This is a genomic window from Bradyrhizobium centrosematis, assembly GCF_045571495.1.
Lineage (GTDB): Bacteria > Pseudomonadota > Alphaproteobacteria > Rhizobiales > Xanthobacteraceae > Bradyrhizobium > Bradyrhizobium centrosematis.
Genome location: NZ_CP120703.1, coordinates 5,832,273 through 5,853,920, shown reverse-complemented (window position 1 = coordinate 5,853,920; position 21,648 = coordinate 5,832,273). Strand labels below are relative to the sequence as shown.

Here is a 21,648-nt window from a genome sequence, read left to right as displayed (position 1 = left end):
CATGGCCGAGCGTGAGGTCGACCGCTCCGTCTCGCAGACCGTGAAGGCGCAGCTCGCGCTGCGCGACCAGATCCTGTCCGGCGCCTTGCGCCCGGGCGAGCGCATCTCCGAGCTGCAGGCGGTGGAAACCACCGGCGCCTCGCGTACCCCGGTGCGCATGGCGTTGGTGCGGCTGGAGGAGGAAGGGCTGCTGGAGGCGATCCCCTCCGGCGGCTTCATGGTGAAGGCATTCTCCGAGCGCGACATCTCCGATTCCATCGAGCTGCGCGGCACGCTGGAAGGCCTGGCTGCGCGCTTTGCGGCCGAGCGCGGCGTCTCCGCGCGCGAGCTCGAGCCGCTGAAGGAGTGCCTCGCCGCGATCGACGAATTGCTGCGCCAGGTGCCGATCTCGATCGAAGCGTTCTCGTCCTATGTCACGCTGAACGCGCGCTTCCACGCGCTGCTCACGGAGCTCTCGCGCAGCCCGCCGCTGATCCGCCAGATCGACCGCGCCTCGGCGCTGCCGTTCGCGTCCCCGAGCGGCTTCGTGATGGCGCAGTCCGCGCTGCCCGAGGCGCAGCAGATCCTGATCATCGCCCAGGAGCACCACCGCGTGGTGCTCGATGCGATCGAAAACCGCGAAGGCGCCCGCGCCGAGGCCGTCATGCGCGAGCATGCGCGGCTGGCGGTGCGCAATTTGCGGCTGGCGCTGCGCAACCGCACTCATCTCGACCTCTTGCCGGCGCTCGCGCTGATCAAGTCCGCAACCGACTGAGGGCAGTCACCATGCGCTTCATCGAAACCTGGATCCCCGCGACTCTCGCCGCGACGCGCGATCTCGCCCCTGATATTCGCGAATTCCTGATCCGGCCCGACCAGTTCGAGGGTACGGCCTATCCGGTCGGCAGCCACATCAATGTCAGCGTGACCATCGACGGCCTGCCCGAGACGCGATCTTATTCGCTGGTCGGCGAAGCCTCCCCGCACGGCTTGCGTATCGCGGTGCGCCGTGCCGAGGATTCCCGCGGCGGCTCGCGCTACATGTGGCAGCTCAAGCCGGGCGCGCGGCTCGACATCACCCGGCCCGCCTCGCTGCTCGCGGTCGACTGGGCGCGCGAGACCTACTGCCTGGTGGCCGGCGGCATCGGCATCACGCCGATCTTCGGTGCCGCGCAGGCACTGGCGCGGCGCGGCGCCGACGTCAGGCTGCATTATGCGGTGCGCTCGCGGGGCGAGGCCGCCTATCTCGACGATCTTGCCGCGATGCTCGGCGATCGCCTGGTCGTTCATGCCAGCGACGAAGGCCGGCGCCTCGATCTCGACGCGGTGTTCGCCTCGCTGCCGCAAGGCTCGCTCGCCCTGTTCTGCGGCCCGATGCGCATGCTCGACGCCGCGCGCCACGCCTGGACCGGTGCCGGCCATCCGCTGCCCGATCTGCGCTACGAGACCTTCGGCTCCAGCGGCACGCTGCCGACCGAAACGTTCAGGGTGCGCCTGAAGGATTCCGCTGTCGAGCTCGAAATCCCGCGCGAGCGCTCGATGCTCGACGTGCTCAATGCCAGCGGATTTGAGGTGATATCCGATTGCAAGCGCGGCGAATGCGGCCTCTGCGCCATCGACGTGGTCGACGTCGACGGCGAGATCGACCATCGCGACGTCTTCTTCAGCGACCATCAGAAAGAGAGCAACCAGAAGATCTGCGCCTGCGTCTCCCGCGCGAGGGGCACCATCACGGTGGACACGCTGCTGCGGGCGGATGCGGTTTAAGCGAGCCTGGAAGGGAGGATGTTAGGAGAAATGGACGGCGCCGCGGGCTCGACCTCTCCCGCGTGCCGGAGAGGTCGCGCCGAAGGCGCGGGTAAGGGCTCTCTCCTCTGGGGAAATCCCGCCGTCGAGACACCCTCTCCCCAGCCCCTCCCCGCAAGCGGGCAGGGCGATCGCATATGGATTTCGCGAGGACCGCGGGCTTGCTCCGCCTCTCCCGCTTGCCGGAGAGGCCGCCGCGCTCGCAGAGCGCGGCGGGTGAGGGTTTTCGCCACGGGGCATCTTCCGCAATTTCTAGCAATCCCAATGCGGAGACAGCCCCCACCCCAGCCCTCCCCCGCAAGCGGGAGAGGGAGCCGACTGCCACTGCCGCCGCATCGTGCACACCATATGCGATGGGCGCACCTCACGGGCCGCCGGCACAAGGCTCCATCGCACCTACGCCGCAAAAGTCGCCCGGAGCTTCTTCGCTTCCAGCAGGGCCATCACCCCGTCGGCCGACACGGGGCGGCTGATCAGGTAGCCCTGAACCTCGTCGCAACTGATCTGCCTGAGATATTCGAGTTGGTCGGCGGTCTCGACGCCCTCCGCGACCACGCCGATGTTGAGATCGCGCGCAAGAGAGATCACCGATTTCACGATGGCGGCGCAGTCCGGCTGCACCAGCATGTCGCGGATGAAGGACTGGTCGACCTTGATGCGGCTGAACGGCAGCTTGCGCAAGTAAGTGAGGGAGGAGAAGCCCGTCCCGAAATCGTCCAACGCCACGGTGACGCCGAGCTGCAGCAGCGCGTTCAGGACCGACTCGGCCGAGCCGTATTTCGACAGCAGCATCGATTCCGTGATCTCGATCTCGAGCCGGTGCGGGGCGATCTTCGCATCGGCGAGCGCCTGCACGATGACCTGGAGAATGCCGGCATTGTGAAACTGCGCCGCGCAGAAATTCACGGCGATCCTGATCCCGTCAGGCCATTTGGCGACGGTCGCGCAGGCGCGGCGGATCACCCATTCGCCGATCTCCTGGATCAGCCCGGTCTCTTCCGCAATCGGGATGAATTCGCTCGGCGGCACCAGTCCGCGCTTGGGATGTTGCCAGCGCAGCAGCGCCTCGAAGCCGGTGATCCGGCCTTGGTCGAGATCGAGGAAGGGCTGGAACACGAGGAAAAGTTCGTTGCGCGCGATCGCGCCCTCGAGGTCCGATTGCAGCGCCTTGCGGTCGCGTGAGACCCTGTCGTCGCTCGCCTCGAAGAAACGGATCGTACCCGGGCCCGCCTTCTTGGCGCCGTAGAGTGCCGCATCGGCATTCTTCATCACGTCGAGCGGTGTGGTGCCGTCGCGGGGTGCCAGCACGATGCCGACGCTGGTCGCGCCCACGATCTGGCGGCCCTCGATGCGGAACGGCTCGGTGAAGGCCGCGACGAAGCGTTCGGCGATCGCGAGTGCATCTTCGGGACGCGCCAGATTGGCCATCACCAGCGCGAACTCGTCGCCGCCGATGCGCGCGACATGCTCGGCGGCGCGCGTGCAGCGTTGCAGCCGGCTTGCGACCTGGACCAGGAATTCGTCCCCGGCCGGATGGCCGAACTTGTCGTTGACCTCTTTGAAACGATCGAGATCGAGCAGGAGCACCGCGAACTCCTCGCCGGACAACGCCAGCCGCTTGAACGCAGCCTCGAGCGTCTCGTTGAAGGCGACGCGGTTGGGCAGGTGGGTCAGAGGATCCAGCCGTACCGTGCGCTCCGCCTCGATCTGCCGCATCACGCGACGCGCGAACGAGAATGAATTGACGAACACCCCGCGCAACAGCACGCTGCCGTAGACCACGACGAGGAAAGCGATCAGAAGAAAAGCCAGATCGCCGTTTCTGCCGAGGCAGATGGCGATCCCGACGAAGATCGGGGCCGTGAAGGCGATAGCTGCGATCGGGATGGTGGCGAAGGCGAGCGCGCCGCCGGCCAGCATGCCCGAGCACAGGCAGGTGATGACGAGCTGGCCGCCGGTCGGAGCACCGGCGAAGAAGGCGACCGGGACGATGCCCCAGGCGGCGCCGAGAATGAAGGCGTTTCGCACCAGCCGGTGCATGGCGCCGCGCGAGACGAATTGCGGCTTGGTGATACGGCGCGCGGTGCGGGATTGCAGCCCGAACGCGATCGCGGCACTGGCCACGGCGGCGGCCCAGACCAGCGCAAAAATCCTGTCCGGCGACTGCCAAAGCGCGATGGCGAGCACGATGGCATTGCAGGCATTGGCGAGCATGATGCCGACCGAATAGCCGAGCACGAGCGACATCTGCTCGGCGCGGATATGGCCAGCCGTGGCTTCGTCCGTCACGGGACCGCCAAAGGCCGACAGATCGCCGGCGAGCAGCCGCGCGACATAGTTGGTCGTTTGAGTCCGCATCTCAGAGCCTGCAGCATGAGCCGTTTGTCCGGCTCGATCGGGAGAATTCGCTGCAAACCTTTGACGAACTATGAATTATCCTTAGCTGCGGCGGCCGCCGTAACCACTTCTGCGTGTTCGAGAGAGAGTATCGATAACAAATCGATACAAATCCGCGATGGCCGAGCAATCTCGGCGGCTAGCTTCGCCGTCATTGCCCGCCTGATGTGCAATTGCGCTCCAGGCGGACGATGACAGGTTGCAGGGAAATGCGGTCACCGCCCCAGCTGCTTCGGATCGTAATAGAAGCGCTCCTCGACCAGCTTATCGCCCCGCCAGGTTTGCCACGCGATCTCGTCCAGCGTGCGCGTGACCCCTTCCAGACTGGTGAAGCTAAAGGTCCAGCGCGTCGCGACATGGTCACCCTCGATCAGGCTGGGACCGATACGCAGCGCCTTGACCTCCTTGCTCGCGGCCAGTACGCCGCGCTCCTTCGCCACCAATTTTTCCCGCCCGACCGTGGGAGCGGCGTTGTTCTCGTAGGTCGCAGCATCGGGCGTATAGAAATGTTCGATCGCGCCGACGAAATCTCCGTCCTCCAGGCGCCTGGCAAAAGCTTCCACCACCTCACGGCTCGGCATGGTGCACTCCCGATGAAACCGACTGTTGGTCGGTAAATACCGACCGACGGTCGAAAAGTCAACTGGCCGCGCGAAGCGAATTCGATTAGAGCTTCCCTAGATCGGATCGAGCTATGTCCGCGAAGAAGGTCGGCTCCCTCTCCCGCTTGCGGGGGAGGGTTGGGGTGGGGTGTCTCCACAATGAAGGACCCCCAAGAGGAGAAAACCCTCACCCGGCGCCATGCGCCGACCTCTCCCGCAAGCGGGAGAGGTGCAGTGAGCGTGCGGCCTAATCCGCGCCAGTCAGGTACAGCATGGCGAAACAGGCAGAGCGTCGCGCGGCGACATCGGAGGCGATCCTGACGGCGGCCCGGCGCCTGTTCGGGACGCAAGGCTTTGCCGCCACCACCATGGACGAGATCGCCGAAGGGGCGTCCGTGGCCAAGGGCGCGGTCTATCATCACTTCAGGACCAAGGAGGCGGTGTTCGAGGCGGTGTTCGACCAGGTCTCGCGCGACCTCGTCGTCGAGATCGACGGTGCCGCGCGCACTGAAAAGGACGTGCTCGCCGCGATGGTCGTTGGCACCCAGCATTACTTTGCCGCGACCGCGAAGGGCCCGACCGGCCAGATCATCCTGCGCGACGGTCCCGCCGTGCTCGGCTGGGAGCGCTGGCGCGAGATCGACGCGCAGCACTTTGGCGGCAAGCTGCCGCGTGCGCTGTCCGCGGCGATGGAGGCCGGCCTGATCGCGCGGCAACCAGTCGAGCCGTTGGCGCGGCTGCTGCTCGGCGCGGTCACCGAGGCCGCCGTCGCCTGCGCCGGTCGCGCCGATATCGCAAGGGCGGGGACGGAATATGCCCGTGCGTTCAAGTCGCTGGTCGAGGCGCTGCGCGTCAAGCCATGATCGTCTGGGGCGGAGCGAGTAATGCGGACGGTGCTGACGCCGCACTTCGATCACCTCTCCCGTCGGGAGAGGTCGGATCGCATCGGAGATGCGATCCGGGTGAGGGGCTACGGTCTGACTTGCCGTTGCGGCCCCTCACCCGGATTGCTACGGACGATGCTGCGCATCGCCGCGCGCAATCCGACCTCTCCCCGCTGGGGAGAGGTGAAGCTGGAAACGCCACGCCAACAAGAAGAACAGTAGCGCATGAACGCAAACTCCGCCCTCACACCGTCCGATCCCGAATTCGACTACATCATCGTCGGTGCCGGCTCTGCCGGCTGCGTGCTCGCCAATCGGCTCTCCGCGAACGGCAAGCACAGCGTGCTGCTGCTCGAGGCGGGTCCAAAGGATTCCAACATCTGGATCCATGTGCCCCTCGGCTACGGCAAGCTGTTCAAGGAGAAGTCCGTCAACTGGATGTACCAGACCGAGCCGGAGCCCGAGCTGAAGGGACGGCAGGTGTTTCAGCCGCGCGGCAAGACGCTCGGCGGCTCGAGCTCGATCAACGGCCTGCTCTATGTCCGCGGCCAGCACGAGGATTACGACCGCTGGCGCCAGCTCGGCAACACCGGCTGGGGTTATGACGACGTGCTGCCCTATTTCAAGAGGGCCGAAGATCAGTCGCGCGGCGCGGATCAGTATCACGGCACGGGCGGTCCGCTGCCGGTCTCCAACATGATCGTGACCGATCCGCTGTCGAAAGCCTTCATCGACGCTGCGGTCGAGACCGGTCTGCCCTACAATCCCGACTTCAACGGCGCCACGCAGGAGGGCGTCGGCCTGTTCCAGACCACGACGCGCAACGGCCGCCGTGCTTCGACGGCGGTGGCCTATCTCGGCCCGGCAAAGAGCCGCGGCAATCTCAAGATCGAAACGTCAGCGCTCGGCCAGCGCGTGCTGTTCGAGGGCCGCCGCGCCGTCGGCGTTGAATATCGGCAAGGCGCAACCCTCCGCCGGGCCCGCGCGCGACGAGAGATCGTGTTGTCGAGCGGCGCCTACAATTCGCCTCAGCTGCTGCAGCTCTCCGGCGTCGGTCCCGCCGACCTGTTGCGCAAGCACGGCATCGACGTGGTGCTCGACGCTGCCGGCGTCGGTAACGACCTGCAGGACCACATGCAGGTCCGCATCGTCATGCGCTGCTCGCAGAAGATCACGCTCAACGACACCGTCAACCATCCGCTCCGCCGCACCATGGCCGGCGCGCGCTATGCGCTGTTCCGCAAAGGCTGGCTGACGATCGCGGCCGGCACCGCGGGCGCGTTCTTCAAGACCAGCCCGCGCCTCGCCTCGCCCGATATCCAGGTCCACTTCCTGCCGTTCTCGACCGACAAGATGGGCGAGAAGCTGCACGACTTCTCCGGCTTCACGGCGTCGGTGTGCCAGCTCCGTCCCGAGAGTCGCGGTTCCCTGCGCATCCGGAGCGCGGACCCGACCGTGCCGCCGGAAATCCGGATCAACTACATGTCAACCGAGACCGACCGCACCACCAATGTCGAAGGCATCAAGATCCTGCGCAAGATCCTGAATGCACCGGCGATGAAGCCGTTCGTCGTTAGCGAGTACGATCCCGGCGCGAAGGTATCCACGGACGCCGAGATCCTGGATTATTGCCGCGAGCGCGGCAGCACCATCTACCATCCGACCTCGACCTGTCGTATGGGCAACGACGCGCTCGCGGTGGTCGATCAGCGGCTGAAGGTGAGGGGGCTCGAAGGCATCCGTGTCGTCGACGGCTCGATCATGCCGGATCTCGTGTCGGGGAACACCAACGCGCCGATCATCATGATCGCCGAAAAGGCCTCCGATATGATATTGCAGGATGCGCGCTAATCCGCGCGCACCGAAAGGACAACAGCTTGGCTACGCGACTGAAGATCGGCACCCGCAAGAGCGCGATGGCGCTGGCACAGACGGAAGAGATCGCGCGCCGCCTGACCGCCGCCGTGCCCGGTCTCGACGTCGAGATCGTCAAGTTCGACACATCAGGCGATCTCGACCAGACCAGCAAGCTGCTGCCCCATGGCGGCAAGGGCGGGGCCTTCGTGGCGCAGATCCGGGCCGCCGTGCGCTCGGGCGAATTGCAGGCGGCGATGCACTCGCTGAAGGACATGCCCGGCAATGAGGACACGCCGGGCCTCGTCATCGGCGCCACGCTGTCGCGAGATCCGCCGGGGGATGCGCTGGTGCTGCGCGATGGCGTGACATTGCAGGCGCTGCGCCAGTCCGGCGGCAAGGGGTTCAAGATCGGCACCAACGCGGTGCGCCGTGCCGCCTATGCGCGGCGGCTGTTCCCCGACGTCGAGGTGATCCACTTCCGCGGCGCGGCCGACACGCGCGTGCGAAAGCTCGACAATGGCGAGAAGCAGCGCCTGCCGGATGGCGGCGCCGTCGGCCCGGCCGATGCGCTGATCATGGCGCGGTCGGGCCTCGACCGCGTCGGTCTTGCAAGCCGCATCGCCTATGAATTCACCCCTGCCGAGATGCTTCCCGCCGCGGGGCAGGGCATCGTCGCGGTCGAATGCGCAGCGCAGGACTGGCAAACGCGACAAATCCTGTCATCGATCGACGATCCAGCCGCGCATGCCTCTGCGGATGCCGAGCGCGAGGTGTTGTGGGTGCTGAACGGCCACTGCAATTCGCCGGTGGCGGGCTTCTCGACCATCACCGGCGATCAGATGTCGCTCACCGCATCCGTGCTCGACCTCTCCGGCAACACCATCATCGAAGCCTCGCGTACGGGGCCCGCCGACCGCCCGCGCGAGCTCGGCCGGGCGGTGGGGTTGGATCTGCTGGGCAAGGGCGCCGCCGAGATCATCGAGCGCAGCCGGCCGCGCTAAGGCTTGTTGCGGGCACCACCTGTTTTGCCCGACACGTCAAACGCGCGTCTGAGCCGCGTCATGCCGGCCCAGCCTTTTCAATGACTTGTCTACTGTGCATGGGGTTGTTTTCGCGTTTTCTATTTCCGCCCCCTTCGAGGGCGGGACGAATCAGCCCCGCACGCGCTTGATCATCCGTTCGACATGGGCGATCGGCGTTTCCGGCTGGATGCCGTGGCCGAGGTTGAAGATCAGCCGTCCCTGCGCAAAATTGGCCAGCACGTTGTCGACCGCGCGGTCGAGCGCAGCGCCCCCCGTGATCAAGACCAGCGGATCGAGATTGCCCTGCACGGCGACCTTGCTCTGCACGCGCTCGCGGATGAAGGCCGGCTCCGCGGTCCAGTCGATGCTGACCGCATTGACGCCGGTCGCTTCGACATAGGCCGGCAGCAGCGCGCCGGCGCCGCGCGGAAAGCCGATGATCTTGGCATCCGGCACCCTGGCCCGCACGCCTTCGACGATGCGCCGCGTCGGCTCGACCGACCAGCGCGAAAATTCGGCCGGCGGCAGCACGCCGGCCCAGGTGTCGAAGATCTGCAAGGCATTGGCGCCGGCTTCGAGCTGCGCCAGCAGATATTGAATGGAGCTCTCGACCAGCACGTCGATGATTTTCGAAAACGCTTCCGGATCGCGGTAGGCCATCATCCGTGCCGGTGCCTGGTCGGGCGTGCCCTGGCCGGCGACCATGTAGGTCGCGACCGTCCACGGTGCGCCGCAGAAGCCGATCAGCGCGACCTTCGGATCGAGCGCCCCGCGCACGATCCGGAGCGCTTCGAACACCGGTTCGAGCTTGCCGAAATCGGCGTGCGCGGCGAGCGTCGCGACCTTGGCGGGATCATCCAGCGGATCCAGCCGCGGGCCCTCGCCGACCTCGAACCGCACCGAGCGCCCGAGCGCGTAGGGGACGACGAGAATGTCCGAGAAGATGATCGCGGCATCGAGGCCGAACCTGCGGATCGGCTGCAGCGTCACCTCGGCCGCAAGCTCCGGGTTGAAGCAGAGATCGAGGAAGCCGCCGGCCTTGGCGCGCACCTCGCGATATTCCGGCAGATAGCGGCCGGCCTGCCGCATCATCCACATGGGCGGGATGCTCTGGCGCTGGCCGGAGAGCACGTCGATGAAGGGCTTATTTGCAGATTGGGGCACGAACGGTCCTGACCAGGGTTATGGCTCCTGATACACCGCCTCGGCCCTCAGCGGAACAGGGGAACCAGCGCTATCGGGCCGCGTTGACCAGCCAATGGAGGAGATCATGGCTGAGACATTCAATCCCGCGCCGCACGACAAGCACGCCGACGATCTGCACGAGGCGCTCGCCGCCGATCGGCACTCCAAGCTCGACGCCGGGCTGAAGGACACCTTTCCGGCGTCTGATCCCGTGAGCGCGGCCCAGCCGACGCCCTCGAAGGCCGATGCGGATGCCGACCATCCTTCGCTCTGGGACAAGGTCAAGGCCATCTTCAGCTAGCGGAACGCGGCGCCGGATTCCGATCGGCTTGCTAATACCTTGTTAGCGATGCGCTGATCGCGGCGTCCGTAGGACTACTGGAAAACCGAGAGATCGCTGCGTATTGGGGTAGCGATTTCAGAGTTCACTAATAGAAGCGGCAGAGGTTCCGGGACATCGGAGAACTCTGCCGCATGAGCGCTGCTACCCAACGAGCCGGATGGAGCCGCCTGCCGCTGCGCGCGGCGGCGTTCGTCGTGTTGACCTGTGCGACCATTCTCGGCGTCAGTGGCTGGCGCGAATGGGCCGCGCGCGATGCGGTGCTCCGGGGCGCCGAGACCGAGATGGCGAACCTCGCCCGTTCGCTGACGCAGCATGCCGAGGACAGCTTCGATCTCCTGGATTCCGGCGTCGTCGGCGTCGTCAGCCGGCTCGAGATGGACGGCACCGACCCCATCACCGTCGCCAAGCTCGGCAAGGTCATGGAGGCGCGCAGGAAGGCCGTCCCGCGCATCAACAGCTTCGCCATCATCGACGATCAGGGCAACTGGCTGACCTCGCCCGGCACGATCGGCTCGACGCTCAGCGACGATGCGTTCTTCCGCTATCATCAGCTCTCCCCGAAACGGGAGGCCCATGTCGGCCGTCCCGTGAAGAGCCTCCTCGAAGGCGAGTGGGTGGTTACCTTGTCGCGCCGCTTCAACAAGCCGGACGGCAGCTTCGGTGGCGTCGTGCTCGCCACCATCAGCTCGAATTATCTTGCGCACTTCTACGAGCAGTTCGAGATCGGCCGCAACAGCTCGGTATCGCTCACACATGGCGACGGCCTGATCATCGCACGCAACCCAAGCAATGAGACATTCGTTGGACGCAGCGTTTCCGACAAGCCGTTGTTGCGCGACGCCGGCTTGCAACGGCCGAGCGGCGCCTATCATTTCAAGTCGTCGCTGGACGGGGTCGAGCGCGTCAGCTTCTTCAAGCGCAGCAGCCGCTTCCCCCTCCTTCTGCTCGCCACCGTCGACAAGGACGAGTTGCTCGCGCCTTGGCGCGCTGCGGCAATCTCCCGCATGCTTTACGTGCTCGCGCTGGTGATGCTGATTGCGGTCATCGGCGCCGTGCTGGTGCGGCAGTTGCAGCGCGGCCAGCACATGGCTGCGGCCCTGATCGAGAAGGAGGCGCATTTCCGCCTGCTCGCAGAAGGCTCCAGCGACATGGTAACCCGTATCGGGCTCGACGAGCGGCTGCGCTATGTCTCGCCTTCCTCCGTGCGCGTCGTCGGCTGGCGAGCCAACCAATTAATCGGCACGCCGGCGCTGGCAGGCATCAATCCGGAGGATCTGCCGGAGGTCCAGGCGATTGTCGACGCCATGAAGCGCGGCGAGCGTGAGGAGGCGCGTCTCACCTACCGCAACGCGCACCGGGAGAACGGCGAAGTCTGGCTGGAATCGACCATGCGGGTGACGCGCAAGGACAATGGCCGCGTCGACGGCGTCGTTGCAATCTCCCGCGACATCACCGAGCACAAGAAGCTGGAAACCAGGCTCGAGACGCTTGCGATCGAGGACAGCCTCACCGGCCTTGCCAATCGCCGCCGCTTCGACGACCGGCTCAGGGAAGAATGGGCGCGAGCCTATCGCGACCGCTCCAGCCTCGCTTTGCTGATGATCGATGTCGATCACTTCAAGGCCTATAACGACGAATACGGCCATCCCGCCGGCGATGCCTGCCTGCGCCTCGTGGCAAAGATCATCGCGGCCGAGACGCAGCGCGCCGGCGATCTCGCGGCGCGCTACGGCGGGGAGGAATTCGCCATGCTGCTGCCGAACACCGATGCCGCCGGCTGTGCCCTGGTCGGCGAGCGGATTCGCGCGGCCATTCACGCGGCGGGCCTCGTTCACAGCAGCAATCTGGCATCCGGGCGCGTCACCGTCTCGGTGGGCGGTGCGACTTGCCGGCCGGCGCTGGAGCGAACGGCCGGGGTCACCTCGCTGGTCGAAGCTGCCGACCGTGCGCTCTATGCCGCCAAGGATGCAGGCCGCGACCGCCTGATGATGTCCGGCGAGGTCATGAACCTGCTGCCCAAGGCGTCCGGCCAGTAGCAGCGCTCAGTAATGCGGTGGAGGCTCGTTGGCGGGGCCAGGCGCATTGGCCTCGGCCTCCCGCAGCCGCTCGCCGAGTTCTGCGATCTTCCGCGTCAGCAGATCGATCTGCTTCCACTGTGCGGTGATGGTCTGGTTCAGCGTCTCGATCGTGTCGTCCTGATAGGCGAGCCGCGTCTCCAGCGTGTCGATGCGCTCGCCCAACGTCTTGATCTCATTCGTCACGCGTTACGTCCTTGTTCCGCTCGCGCAAACCGTGGCCGAGCGCGACGCGCTCGTCGAACACGAAGCATTCGCCGCGCCAGCGGCTCTGCGCCTCCGGCACCTCTTCCAGATATCTAAGGATGCCGCCCTTGAGGTGATAGACCTCGGCAAAGCCGCGCGCGAGCAGATGCGCGCTCGCCTTCTCGCAGCGGATGCCGCCGGTGCAGAACATCGCGATCCTGCGGTGCTTGGCGGGATCGAGCGCGATTGCGGCAAAATCCTTGAACTGGCCAAAGCTCCTGATGCCGGGATCGACCGCGCCTTCGAATGTGCCCATCGCCACCTCGAAGGCATTGCGGGTGTCGAGCAGCAGCGTATCCGGTGCCGAGATCAGTGCGTTCCACTCGCTGGCATCGACATAGGTGCCGACCTGACGGGCCGGATCGGCCGCCGCATCACCGAGCGTGACAATCTCCTTCTTCAGCCGCACCTTGAGCCGTCCGAACGGCATTTTCTCGGCCGTCGAGAATTTCAATTCGAGATTGTTCAGCCTGCCGCCGAACATCTCGCCATGCGCCAGCTCACGGGCGAGGGCGTCGATCGCTGCCGGCGCTCCGGCGAGCGTGCCGTTGATGCCCTCCTGCGCCAGCAGCACGCTGCCCTTCAGCTCAAGGCCGGCGCAGAATGCGCGCAGCGGCTCGCGCAGCTCGCGGTAATCCGGGAGGGCGGCAAATTGGTAGAAGGCGGCGACCTTGGTGAGCGAATTCGGATCAGGCATGGCGGCTCGTTTAGCAGGCGACTGCCGCTCAGAAAACCCGCATGGCCGCGGGTCTCGAAAGGTCTATACGCTCCGCGGATGGCAGGCATTTTCCTGGTATGCCAGCATTGCCCCGGCGGGCGGGAATGTGCCATGTAGACCGGGTTTTTCCGAGATGGCGCAACATCTGCGTCCACGGCCAAGAGAGCAGAATTCGATGAGAAACTTCCATTTTCCCGGCAGGTCCACGGTCCACGCCACCAACGCAATGGTTGCGACCTCGCACCCGCTGGCCTCGCTCGCGGCGATCGAGGTGCTGCGCGAGGGCGGCACGGCGGTGGATGCCGCCGTGGCAGGCTCGGCCGTGCTCGGCGTGATCGAGCCGCAATCGACCGGCATCGGCGGCGACTGTTTCGCGCTGGTCCAGCCGCGCGGCGAAGGCAAGATCGTCGCCTATAACGGCTCCGGCCGCGCACCGAAGGCGGCGAATGCCGACTGGTATCTCGAGCGCAAGATCAACTCCGTGCCGTTGACTTCGGCGCATGCGGTCTCGATCCCCGGCGTGGTCGATGCCTTCGCGACCGTCTTGCGCGATCACGGCAAGTTCGGCTTCGACCGGCTGCTCCAGCCCGCGATCAAGGCGGCCGAAGAAGGCTATGTCGTCGCCCCCCGCATCGCCTTCGACTGGAAGAATCAGTTCGAGAAGCTGAAGGCCGGCACCAACACCGTGCGTTATCTGTTACCGGGCGGCAAGCCACCGGTGGCCGGCGACGTCATCCGCCAGGTCGAGCTCGGCAAGACCCTGCGCGCAATCGCCAAGGACGGCCGCGATGCCTTCTACAAGGGCCCGATCGCGGAAGACATGGTCGAGACTCTGCGCGGCATCGGCGGCCTGCATACGCTCGACGATTTCGCCGCGCACACCACCGAGACCACGACGCCGATCGGCACGATGTACAAAGGCTACGACGTCTGGCAGTGCCCGCCGAACGGGCCCGGCCTCACCATGCTGCTGATGCTGAACATCCTGTCGCGGTTCGACCTGACGAAATATGCGCCGCTCAGCGTCGAGCGCTTCCATCTTGAGGCGGAAGCCGCGCGCATCGCCTACATGCATCGCGAGCTGCATGTCGCCGATCCCGAGCACATGCAGATCGAGGTCGCCAAGATCCTCGCGAAGGAGTTCTGCGACGAGCACATCGCCAAGATCCGTATGGACGGGATGCTCGATCTGCCCAACGTGGCGCCGCCGATGAACCCATCGACGATCTACATCACCGTCGTGGACAAGGACCGTAACGTCTGCTCGTTCATCAACTCGATCGCTCATTCTTTCGGCTCGGCGATCGTCTCCAGCAAGACCGGCGTCTTGTTCCAGAACCGCGCCGGCGGCTTCCGCATCCAGCCGGGGCACCCCAACTGCATCGCCGGCGGCAAGCGTCCGCTGCACACGATCATGCCGAGCCTGCTCACCAAGGCCGGCCGCTCCGTGATGCCGTTCGCGGTGATGGGCGGACAGTATCAGCCGGTCGGTCAGACCCACGTGCTGACCAACATCCTCGATTACGGCTGCGACGTGCAGGAGGCGATCGACATGCCGCGCGGCCTGCACTACGAGGGCCAGTATCAGCTCGAGGACAGTGTGCCGGCCGCAATCGTCGAAGGCCTGAAGAAGCTCGGCCACAAGACCACCAGCGTGGTTGGCCCGCTCGGCGGCGCCCAGGCGATCTGGATCGATTGGGACAAGGGCACGCTCACCGGCGGTTCCGATCCGCGCAAGGATGGCTGCGCGTTGGGTTATTGATCGTAGCGCCAGTTCCCGGCGCCAGATCAGGAAAAGTTGACGAAGGGCGATGCGGCATTTGCTGCATCGCCCTTTTCTTTCGGAACGGAGCTCATTGCTTCAGGTTAAGGGGCGATGGGCGGTGCAGGCGTGCGCTGCTTTGAGGATCAGCGGCGGAGGCGTCGATGTCCGGCACATCAGGTTCCAAACAATCAGTATTCGATCGGCGTGCCTTCATGGCCGGGGCGGCCGGCAGCGCGCTCGTCCCGCTCACGGCGCGCGCGACTGCAGAGGAGGCCAGAGCGCCGGTTGCACAGGACGCGGCCCTTCCCGTCGATGTCACGTTGCGGGTCAACGGCAAGGACAAGCGCCTGCACATCGACGCGCGCACCACGGTGCTCGATGCGTTGCGTGAACATCTCAAGCTCACCGGCAGCAAGAAGGGCTGCGATCATGGCCAATGTGGCGCCTGCACGGTGCTGATTGGCGACCGGCGCGTGGTATCGTGCCTGACGCTCGCGCTCGCGACCGAGGGGCAGGAGATCACGACGATCGAGGGGCTTGCCACCGACGAACGCTTGCATCCGATGCAGCAGGCCTTCATCGATAACGACGCGTTCCAGTGCGGCTATTGCACGCCGGGCCAGATCATGTCGGCCGTCGGCTGCGTCAAGGAAGGCCATGCCAACAGCGAGGCCGACATCCGCGAATATATGAGCGGCAACATCTGCCGTTGTGCCGCCTATCCCAACATCGTCGCCGCGGTGAAGCAGGCCGCGCCCGAGATCATGAAAGGCTAGGCGCATGCGACCGTTTTCGTATCAAAGGGCAACAGACCCCGATATGGCCGTGCAGGCGCTCGGTGCCGCGGCGGCCGCGAACATTCCTCTACCACAGGCCCTCGCGCAGCCGCTGGCGGGCGGCACTACGCTGATCGACCTGATGAAGCTCGACGTGATGCGGCCTGCCGCGATCGTCGACATCAATCCGCTCGCGCGCGGCTGGTCGGCGATCGAGCCGAGCGGCGATGGCGTGCGCCTCGGCGCGCTCGCGAAGATGTCGGATGTCGCCGCGAATGAGGAAATCCAGCGCAACTATCCGGTGATCGCCAATTCCCTGAAGCTTGCGGCCAGCGCCCAATTGCGCAATATGGCGACGCTCGGCGGCAACGTGATGCAGCGAACGCGTTGCAGCTATTTCCGCGATGTGTCCTACGAGAATTGCAACAAGCGCAATCCCGGCTCCGGCTGCGCCGCCATGGACGGCGTCAACCGCATGCATGCGGTGCTCGGCGTCTCCGACCAGTGCATCGCGACCTATCCCGGCGATTTCGCGCAGGCGCTGATTGCGCTGGATGCAACGGTCGAAATCACCGGAAAATCCGGGGTCCGGAGCCTGCCGTTTGCCCAGCTGCACAAGGCGCCCGGCAACACGCCGGATATCGAGACCACGCTGCAGCCGGGTGAGCTGATCTCCGCGTTCTCCATTTCCGGACGCTGGCCCCGTTCGGTTTATCTCAAGGCGCGCGACCGGCAGTCCTATGAGTTTGCGCTGTCCTCGGCTGCGGTCGCGCTCGACCTGCAGGACGGCACGATCCGGGACGCGCGCGTCGCGCTCGGTGGTGTCGCCACTGTGCCCTGGCGGGCGCGCGAGGCGGAGGCGCTGTTGAAAGGACAGAAATTCGACGACGGCCTGGCGCAGAGCGTTGCCGACGCCGCTTTCGCAGGCGCCAAGGGGCGCCGGCACAACGGCTTCAAGATCGCGCTCGGCAAGCGCGTCGTGGCCCATGCGCTCCAACAGGCCGTAACGATGGAGGTCTGATCATGACCGCTGCTGCTCCCGAGCCGAAGACGAACATGGGCCAGCCTGTGCCGCGCTATGACGCGGTCGTAAAGGTGACGGGACGCGCGACCTATGCGTCCGACATGCCGCTCCCGGACCCCGCCTACGCGTTCCTCGTCACCAGCGCGATCGCCAAGGGACGGATCGACAGCTTCGATCTCGAGGACGCAAGGCGCGTGCGCGGCGTGATCGACATCGTCACCCATGAGAACGCGCCGAAGCTGAAGGACTCCAAGCTCTTCAGCAATGGCGGCTATGCGGGCACGACGATCCAGCCGCTGAAATCGGCCGACATCGCCCATGACGGCCAGATCATCGCGGTGGTCATTGCCGAAACCTACGAGGCGGCGCGCGAGGCCGCCAATCGCGTCAAGGTCAGCTACACCGCCACCACCCCAAGCGCGACCTTCGACTCGCCAGGGACGACCACGGCGCCCGCGAAGGGGCAGAATGCCCAGTTCAAGGAAGACCCGAACGTGGGCGATTTCACCAAGGCGTTCGACGAAGCCGAGGTCAAGCTGACCGCCTCCTACGAGACGCCGACGCAGCATCATAATCCGATGGAGCTGTTCTCCACGAGCTGCGCGTGGATGGGCGACAATCTCGTCATCTACGAGCCGAGCCAGTTCGTCCACGGCCTGAAGCACGGCGTTGCCGAGCAGCTCGGCATCGACGCCGACAAGGTGCGCGTGGTCAACCCCTATGTCGGCGGCGGCTTCGGCTCGCGCGGATCGATGACGCCGCGCACCGCCATCATCGCCGGCATTGCCAAGCGTTTGAACCGGCCGGTCAAGCTGGTCCCGACCCGCGATCAGGGCTTTACCATCGCCACCTATCGTGCGGAGACCCGCCACGAGATCAAGCTTGGTGCGCGTCGCGACGGCAAGCTGGTCGCGCTCAGACATGAGGGCGCCGAGGTCTCTTCACGGCCCGACGCCTATTGCGTCGGCGGCACCAAGACGACGACGCGGCTCTATGCCTGTCCCAATGTCGCCAGCCTCGTCTCGATCGTGCGCGCCGACCGCAACACGCCCGGCTTCATGCGCTCGCCACCGGAGGTGCCATACCTGTTCGCGCTGGAGAGTGCGATGGACGAGCTCGCGGTCAAGCTGAACATGGATCCGGTCGAGCTCCGCCGTATCAACGATACCACCAACGAGCCCATCAGTGGCAAGCCCTACACCTCGCGCGCGCTGATGGCCTGTTTCGACGAGGCCGCCAAGGCGTTCGGCTGGGCGCAGCGCTCGCCGCAGCCGAGGTCGATGTCGGACGGGGACTGGTTGATCGGCTATGGCTGTGCCGCCACCTGCTATCCGACCCAGATGGGACCCGCCGCAGCGCGCGTACGGCTGCAGCGCGATGGCCGCACCCGCGTCGAGATTGCCGGCCACGAGATCGGGACTGGCGCCTACACCGTTATTGCTCAAACGGCAGCCGAAAGGCTCGGCGTACCGCTCGAGAAGGTTGCCGTCTTCATCGGCGACAGCGACCTGCCGCCGGCGCCCGTCGCGGGAGGCTCGAACTCGACGGCCAGCACCTGCTCGGCCGTCATGATGGTGTGCGATCAGATCCGGCAGCGTCTGTTCAAGGCGGAGATGCCGGGGCAAAGCCTGACCGACAAGGCTAAGGAGACCGTTGGCATCGGCCAGACACCGGCCACGCAGGCGGCGAAGGGGGACCGTCCGCTCGACCTGCAGAAGGCGTTCGACGCACTCGGTGTCGGCGTCGTCGAGGAATATGGCGAGTGGAAGCCGGAAGACGCGCCGCTGGATTCTTTCCGGGCCCTGCATAGCGGGCAGGTGCGGCTCGTGGGCGGCCACGCGATGAAGGACCAGATCGCCTATGCGTTCGGCGCGGAATTCGTCGAGGTCCGCGTCAACCGCTTCACGCACGAGATCCGCTGCCCCCGCCTCGTCGGCGCCTTCGCTGCGGGCCGCATCATGAACCCGCGTACCGCGCGCAGCCAGCTGATGGGCGGACTGATCTGGGGCATGTCGTCGGCGCTGCTGGAGGCGACGGAGATCGACGAACGCAATGCGCGCTACGTCAACGACAATCTCGCCGACTACCTCGTGCCTGTGAATGCGGACGTGCCCGACGTCGAGGTCATTTTGCTGTCCGAGCAGGATGATCACATCAATCCCGTCGGCGCGAAGGGCATCGGCGAGCTCGCCAATGTCGGCACCAATGCGGCGATCTGCAATGCGATCTATCACGCCACGGGCCAGCGCATCCGCAAGCTCCCGGTCCGGCTGGAAAATATCGAAGCGTGAGGGGTGGAAACCTCTCTCGCGTTGCGCTAGACACCTTCCGCCCCAAACGGAAGGTGCCTTATGCAGCGTTTTCAGCGCGCGCTCCTCGCCCTGATGTCGGCGCTCGCGATTACCGTGATCGCCGGCGTGTCGCATTTCGTTTCCACCACGGCCTCGGCCCAGACCGCAGGAAAGACCATGACCACAGCTTCAGGCTTGCAGATCATCGATTCCACCGTCGGCACCGGTGCCTCGCCGCAGCCCGGCCAGATCTGCGTGATGCACTATACCGGCTGGCTTTACGAGAACGGCCAGAAGGGCAAGAAATTCGATAGCTCCGTCGATCGCAAGGAGCCGTTCGAATTCCCGATCGGCAAGGGTCGCGTCATCGCCGGCTGGGACGAGGGCGTTGCCACCATGAAGGTCGGCGGCAAGCGCACGCTCATCATCCCGCCGCAGCTCGGCTACGGCGCGCGCGGCGCCGGCGGTGTGATCCCGCCGAACGCGACGCTGATGTTCGATGTGGAATTGCTCGCGGTGAAGTGACGGCGCAGCCGTCATTCCGGGATGGTCCGAAGGACCAGACCCGGAATCTCGAGATTCCGGGTTCGGCTCTTCGCGCCCCGGACAAACAAAAAGACCGGCCTTTCGGCCGGTCTTTTGCTTTCAACTTGCCCCGCGTCATTCCGCCGCGCGCTTTGCGCCAGCAGCGGCGCGATCGATCGCATCCTTGGCGGCGTCCTTGGCATCGCCCATGGCCTGCTGGCCCTTGCCCTTCACTTCCTGGACCACGCCTTCGCCCTTCATGCGATCGGATCCGGTGGCCTCACCGATGCCCTGCTTGGCCTTGCCGATCGCCTCGTTGGTCGTGCCCTTGATCTTGTCGGTCGTGCTGCCCATGAAACTCTCCTTTCATCTTGCTCGCAAAGACAACGTCCCGCAGCTACGAGGGTTCCGAATTTGGTATGGCTCGCGGGCGCCGCTTCGGGTTAGTTTGCCGCGCAAGGAACCAACAGGAAGCAAGTCCCATGACCGGTCATGACCATTCGCACTCCCACCATGATCACGATCATCATCATGATGATCGCTGGAAACATGACGGCGTGCGCGTCATTCCCGGCAATCAGCTCGACACCAACGTGCCGTCGACGGCAGGCATGGACCGTGCCGCCGCCATCAATTTCGCCCGTGTCGGCGCGCAGAAATTGTGGGCCGGCACGGTCAGCATCAAGCCTGACGCCAAGACCGGCGCGCATCACCACGGCCATCTCGAGAGCGTTATCTATGTCGTCAAAGGCAAGGCGCGGATGCGCTGGGGCGAGAGCCTGCAATTCACCGCCGAGGCCGGCCCCGGCGATTTCATTTTCGTCCCGCCTTACGTGCCGCACCAGGAGATCAACGCCAGCCCGGACGAGGTGCTGGAATGCGTGCTGGTGCGCAGCGACGGCGAGGCGGTGGCGATCAACCTCGACATCGAGCCGGTCGAGAAGCCCGAAACCGTGCTGTGGATCGATCCGGTGCATCGGGACCCGAACGAGAAGAAGTAGGTTTGACGGCTCGCCAGGGCCGCCACGACAGACCCGGGCAAGCGAAGGGCTGAAAAAAATTTCGGAAGCCGTGTCGGATGGCCGCAAGGCCATCCGTCCTTGGGCAGAACCCCCAAGGAGCCTCCGATGCCCAGGATGATCTTCCTCACTCTGCCCGTGACCGAGCTCAGGCGTGCGACCGCCTTCTACGAGGCGATCGGCGCGACCCGGAATCCGCAATTCAGCGACGATACGGCGAGCTGCATGGTCTTCTCCGAGACCATCCACGTGATGCTGACGACCCACGACAAATTCCGCCAGTTCACGCCGAAGCCGATCGCCGATGCCAAGACCTCGAACCAGGCGCTGTTCTGCCTGTCCGCCGACAGCCGTAACGAGGTCGACGCCATGGTCGGCAAGGCCGAGGCGGCGGGCGGGGTCGCCGATCCCAGCCCCAAGGACGAATACAGCTTCATGTACGGTCGCAGCTTCGAGGATCCGGATGGTCACATGTGGGGTGTGAACTGGCTCGACATGGCGGCAGCCCCTCTGCAGCCTGCCATGGCGAATGCCTGATCGCCGTCACCGAACGCCAAATTCAAAGGAGCATTCACGATGTCCAAGGTCGTACCCTGCATGTGGTTCAACGGCGATGCCGAGGAAGCTGCGAAATTTTATACCTCGCTCGTGCCGAATTCGGCGATCACGCACGTTCAGCGCAATGTGTCCGATGGTCCGTCCGGCAAGGAAGGCTCCGTGCTCGTCGTCGAGTTCACCGTCGCCGGGCAGCCGCTGGTCGCGCTCAACGGCGGCATGAAGATGGAATATACCCACGCGATCTCGCTGATGATCCATTGCGACGACCAGGCCCAGGTCGACAGCGTCTGGGATGCATTCCTGGCCCATGGCGGCAAGGAGGAGCAGTGCGGCTGGCTCAGGGATCGCTGGGGCGTGGCCTGGCAGGTGGTGCCAAAGGTGATGTTCGAGTTCCTGTCGAGCCCCGACAAGGCGGCCGCCGCACGCGCGATGCAGGCGATGATGAAGATGGTCAAGCTGGATGTCGACGTCCTGCGCCGCGCGTTCGAAGGCAAGTCGGCGGCGTGACATCAGCACAGGCGCCATAGGGGGCAATGGCTCTTGCGTCGTGCCCAGCATCTGTCTCCGATTGAGAGA

The 21,648-nt window shown here is 65.4% G+C and carries 21 protein-coding genes; 15 read left to right on the top strand and 6 right to left on the bottom strand.

Features of this window, described 5'->3' with window-relative positions:
• The first annotated feature begins 1 nt into the window (after nt 1).
• Both P6U31_RS27980 and P6U31_RS27975 read left to right on the top strand, forming a co-directional pair.
• On the top strand, nt 2-754 hold the full coding sequence (locus P6U31_RS27980; protein ID WP_407184960.1) for a GntR family transcriptional regulator: 753 nt from the start codon (nt 2-4) through the stop codon (nt 752-754).
• Between the two features lie 11 nt (nt 755-765).
• Nucleotides 766-1,746 (top strand): PDR/VanB family oxidoreductase, encoded by a 981-nt coding sequence (locus P6U31_RS27975; protein ID WP_407184959.1) that lies wholly within the window; start codon nt 766-768, stop codon nt 1,744-1,746.
• 435 nt (nt 1,747-2,181) lie between these two features.
• On the opposite strand, the gene P6U31_RS27970 is transcribed toward P6U31_RS27975, so the two are convergent.
• Nucleotides 2,182-4,143, bottom strand: a complete 1,962-nt coding sequence (locus P6U31_RS27970; RefSeq protein WP_407184958.1) for a putative bifunctional diguanylate cyclase/phosphodiesterase — start codon at nt 4,141-4,143, stop codon at nt 2,182-2,184.
• 254 nt (nt 4,144-4,397) lie between these two features.
• Nucleotides 4,398-4,763: a nuclear transport factor 2 family protein gene (locus tag P6U31_RS27965; protein WP_407184957.1), complete on the bottom strand. Its 366-nt coding sequence runs from the start codon at nt 4,761-4,763 to the stop codon at nt 4,398-4,400.
• A 293-nt stretch (nt 4,764-5,056) separates the two neighbouring features.
• Between P6U31_RS27965 and P6U31_RS27960 the strand changes: the two genes are divergently transcribed.
• The 3 genes from P6U31_RS27960 to hemC all read left to right on the top strand — a co-directional run bounded on the left by P6U31_RS27960 (nt 5,057) and on the right by hemC (nt 8,526).
• On the top strand, nt 5,057-5,647 hold the full coding sequence (locus P6U31_RS27960; protein ID WP_407184956.1) for a TetR/AcrR family transcriptional regulator: 591 nt from the start codon (nt 5,057-5,059) through the stop codon (nt 5,645-5,647).
• 246 nt (nt 5,648-5,893) lie between these two features.
• Entirely contained in the window at nt 5,894-7,519 is a 1,626-nt protein-coding gene (locus P6U31_RS27955) for a GMC family oxidoreductase (protein ID WP_407184955.1), read from the top strand.
• Between the two features lie 26 nt (nt 7,520-7,545).
• Entirely contained in the window at nt 7,546-8,526 is a 981-nt protein-coding gene (gene hemC, locus P6U31_RS27950) for a hydroxymethylbilane synthase (protein ID WP_407184954.1), read from the top strand.
• 150 nt (nt 8,527-8,676) lie between these two features.
• Here hemC and hemE read toward each other — a convergent pair whose 3' ends face one another.
• Nucleotides 8,677-9,711, bottom strand: a complete 1,035-nt coding sequence (hemE, locus tag P6U31_RS27945) for a uroporphyrinogen decarboxylase (protein WP_407184953.1) — start codon at nt 9,709-9,711, stop codon at nt 8,677-8,679.
• 106 nt (nt 9,712-9,817) lie between these two features.
• On the opposite strand from hemE, the gene P6U31_RS27940 reads away from it, so the two are divergent.
• Nucleotides 9,818-10,033 (top strand): hypothetical protein, encoded by a 216-nt coding sequence (locus tag P6U31_RS27940; protein WP_407184952.1) that lies wholly within the window; start codon nt 9,818-9,820, stop codon nt 10,031-10,033.
• 173 nt (nt 10,034-10,206) lie between these two features.
• Nucleotides 10,207-12,111 carry a diguanylate cyclase gene (locus P6U31_RS27935; RefSeq protein WP_407184951.1) on the top strand — a complete coding sequence of 635 codons (1,905 nt, stop codon included), beginning with the start codon at nt 10,207-10,209 and terminating at the stop codon, nt 12,109-12,111.
• A 6-nt stretch (nt 12,112-12,117) separates the two neighbouring features.
• On the opposite strand, the gene P6U31_RS27930 is transcribed toward P6U31_RS27935, so the two are convergent.
• Both P6U31_RS27930 and P6U31_RS27925 read right to left on the bottom strand, forming a co-directional pair.
• Nucleotides 12,118-12,336 carry a SlyX family protein gene (locus P6U31_RS27930; RefSeq protein ID WP_271589828.1) on the bottom strand — a complete coding sequence of 73 codons (219 nt, stop codon included), beginning with the start codon at nt 12,334-12,336 and terminating at the stop codon, nt 12,118-12,120.
• On the bottom strand, nt 12,326-13,093 hold the full coding sequence (locus tag P6U31_RS27925) for a rhodanese-related sulfurtransferase (protein WP_407184950.1): 768 nt from the start codon (nt 13,091-13,093) through the stop codon (nt 12,326-12,328). The genes P6U31_RS27930 and P6U31_RS27925 overlap by 11 nt, the downstream gene beginning before the upstream one ends.
• Before the next feature lie 196 nt (nt 13,094-13,289).
• On the opposite strand from P6U31_RS27925, the gene ggt reads away from it, so the two are divergent.
• The 5 genes from ggt to P6U31_RS27900 all read left to right on the top strand — a co-directional run bounded on the left by ggt (nt 13,290) and on the right by P6U31_RS27900 (nt 19,495).
• Complete coding sequence (ggt, locus tag P6U31_RS27920) at nt 13,290-14,876, top strand: gamma-glutamyltransferase (RefSeq protein WP_407184949.1); 1,587 nt, start codon at nt 13,290-13,292, stop codon at nt 14,874-14,876.
• 164 nt (nt 14,877-15,040) lie between these two features.
• The gene (locus P6U31_RS27915; protein WP_407184948.1) at nt 15,041-15,655 is read left to right on the top strand and encodes a (2Fe-2S)-binding protein; all 615 of its coding nucleotides are present in this window, start codon (nt 15,041-15,043) and stop codon (nt 15,653-15,655) included.
• A 4-nt stretch (nt 15,656-15,659) separates the two neighbouring features.
• On the top strand, nt 15,660-16,676 hold the full coding sequence (locus tag P6U31_RS27910; RefSeq protein WP_407184947.1) for an FAD binding domain-containing protein: 1,017 nt from the start codon (nt 15,660-15,662) through the stop codon (nt 16,674-16,676).
• A gap of 2 nt (nt 16,677-16,678) precedes the next feature.
• Complete coding sequence (locus tag P6U31_RS27905; protein ID WP_407184946.1) at nt 16,679-18,970, top strand: xanthine dehydrogenase family protein molybdopterin-binding subunit; 2,292 nt, start codon at nt 16,679-16,681, stop codon at nt 18,968-18,970.
• A gap of 60 nt (nt 18,971-19,030) precedes the next feature.
• Nucleotides 19,031-19,495 carry an FKBP-type peptidyl-prolyl cis-trans isomerase gene (locus P6U31_RS27900; RefSeq protein ID WP_407184945.1) on the top strand — a complete coding sequence of 155 codons (465 nt, stop codon included), beginning with the start codon at nt 19,031-19,033 and terminating at the stop codon, nt 19,493-19,495.
• Between the two features lie 135 nt (nt 19,496-19,630).
• On the opposite strand, the gene P6U31_RS27895 is transcribed toward P6U31_RS27900, so the two are convergent.
• Entirely contained in the window at nt 19,631-19,849 is a 219-nt protein-coding gene (locus P6U31_RS27895; RefSeq protein ID WP_407184944.1) for a CsbD family protein, read from the bottom strand.
• Between the two features lie 128 nt (nt 19,850-19,977).
• On the opposite strand from P6U31_RS27895, the gene P6U31_RS27890 reads away from it, so the two are divergent.
• The 3 genes from P6U31_RS27890 (at nt 19,978) to P6U31_RS27880 (ending at nt 21,579) form a co-directional block, all read left to right on the top strand.
• Nucleotides 19,978-20,496 carry a cupin domain-containing protein gene (locus tag P6U31_RS27890; protein ID WP_100176376.1) on the top strand — a complete coding sequence of 173 codons (519 nt, stop codon included), beginning with the start codon at nt 19,978-19,980 and terminating at the stop codon, nt 20,494-20,496.
• Nucleotides 20,497-20,622: 126 nt separating this feature from the next.
• Entirely contained in the window at nt 20,623-21,051 is a 429-nt protein-coding gene (locus tag P6U31_RS27885; protein ID WP_407184943.1) for a VOC family protein, read from the top strand.
• 39 nt (nt 21,052-21,090) lie between these two features.
• Nucleotides 21,091-21,579: a VOC family protein gene (locus P6U31_RS27880; RefSeq protein ID WP_407184942.1), complete on the top strand. Its 489-nt coding sequence runs from the start codon at nt 21,091-21,093 to the stop codon at nt 21,577-21,579.
• Nucleotides 21,580-21,648: the final 69 nt, after the last annotated feature.

Bases quoted from the DNA above. Each gene is read 5' to 3' on its own strand.
- P6U31_RS27980 (WP_407184960.1), top strand. From the start codon at position 2: ATGGCCGAGCGTGAGGTCGACCGCTCCGTCTCGCAGACCGTGAAGGCG.
- P6U31_RS27975 (WP_407184959.1), top strand. From the start codon at position 766: ATGCGCTTCATCGAAACCTGGATCCCCGCGACTCTCGCCGCGACGCGC.
- P6U31_RS27970 (WP_407184958.1), bottom strand. From the start codon at position 4,143: ATGCGGACTCAAACGACCAACTATGTCGCGCGGCTGCTCGCCGGCGAT.
- P6U31_RS27965 (WP_407184957.1), bottom strand. From the start codon at position 4,763: ATGCCGAGCCGTGAGGTGGTGGAAGCTTTTGCCAGGCGCCTGGAGGAC.
- P6U31_RS27960 (WP_407184956.1), top strand. From the start codon at position 5,057: ATGGCGAAACAGGCAGAGCGTCGCGCGGCGACATCGGAGGCGATCCTG.
- P6U31_RS27955 (WP_407184955.1), top strand. From the start codon at position 5,894: ATGAACGCAAACTCCGCCCTCACACCGTCCGATCCCGAATTCGACTAC.
- P6U31_RS27940 (WP_407184952.1), top strand. From the start codon at position 9,818: ATGGCTGAGACATTCAATCCCGCGCCGCACGACAAGCACGCCGACGAT.
- P6U31_RS27935 (WP_407184951.1), top strand. From the start codon at position 10,207: ATGAGCGCTGCTACCCAACGAGCCGGATGGAGCCGCCTGCCGCTGCGC.
- P6U31_RS27925 (WP_407184950.1), bottom strand. From the start codon at position 13,093: ATGCCTGATCCGAATTCGCTCACCAAGGTCGCCGCCTTCTACCAATTT.
- ggt (WP_407184949.1), top strand. From the start codon at position 13,290: ATGAGAAACTTCCATTTTCCCGGCAGGTCCACGGTCCACGCCACCAAC.
- P6U31_RS27915 (WP_407184948.1), top strand. From the start codon at position 15,041: ATGTCCGGCACATCAGGTTCCAAACAATCAGTATTCGATCGGCGTGCC.
- P6U31_RS27910 (WP_407184947.1), top strand. From the start codon at position 15,660: ATGCGACCGTTTTCGTATCAAAGGGCAACAGACCCCGATATGGCCGTG.
- P6U31_RS27905 (WP_407184946.1), top strand. From the start codon at position 16,679: ATGACCGCTGCTGCTCCCGAGCCGAAGACGAACATGGGCCAGCCTGTG.
- P6U31_RS27900 (WP_407184945.1), top strand. From the start codon at position 19,031: ATGCAGCGTTTTCAGCGCGCGCTCCTCGCCCTGATGTCGGCGCTCGCG.
- P6U31_RS27895 (WP_407184944.1), bottom strand. From the start codon at position 19,849: ATGGGCAGCACGACCGACAAGATCAAGGGCACGACCAACGAGGCGATC.
- P6U31_RS27890 (WP_100176376.1), top strand. From the start codon at position 19,978: ATGACCGGTCATGACCATTCGCACTCCCACCATGATCACGATCATCAT.
- P6U31_RS27885 (WP_407184943.1), top strand. From the start codon at position 20,623: ATGCCCAGGATGATCTTCCTCACTCTGCCCGTGACCGAGCTCAGGCGT.
- P6U31_RS27880 (WP_407184942.1), top strand. From the start codon at position 21,091: ATGTCCAAGGTCGTACCCTGCATGTGGTTCAACGGCGATGCCGAGGAA.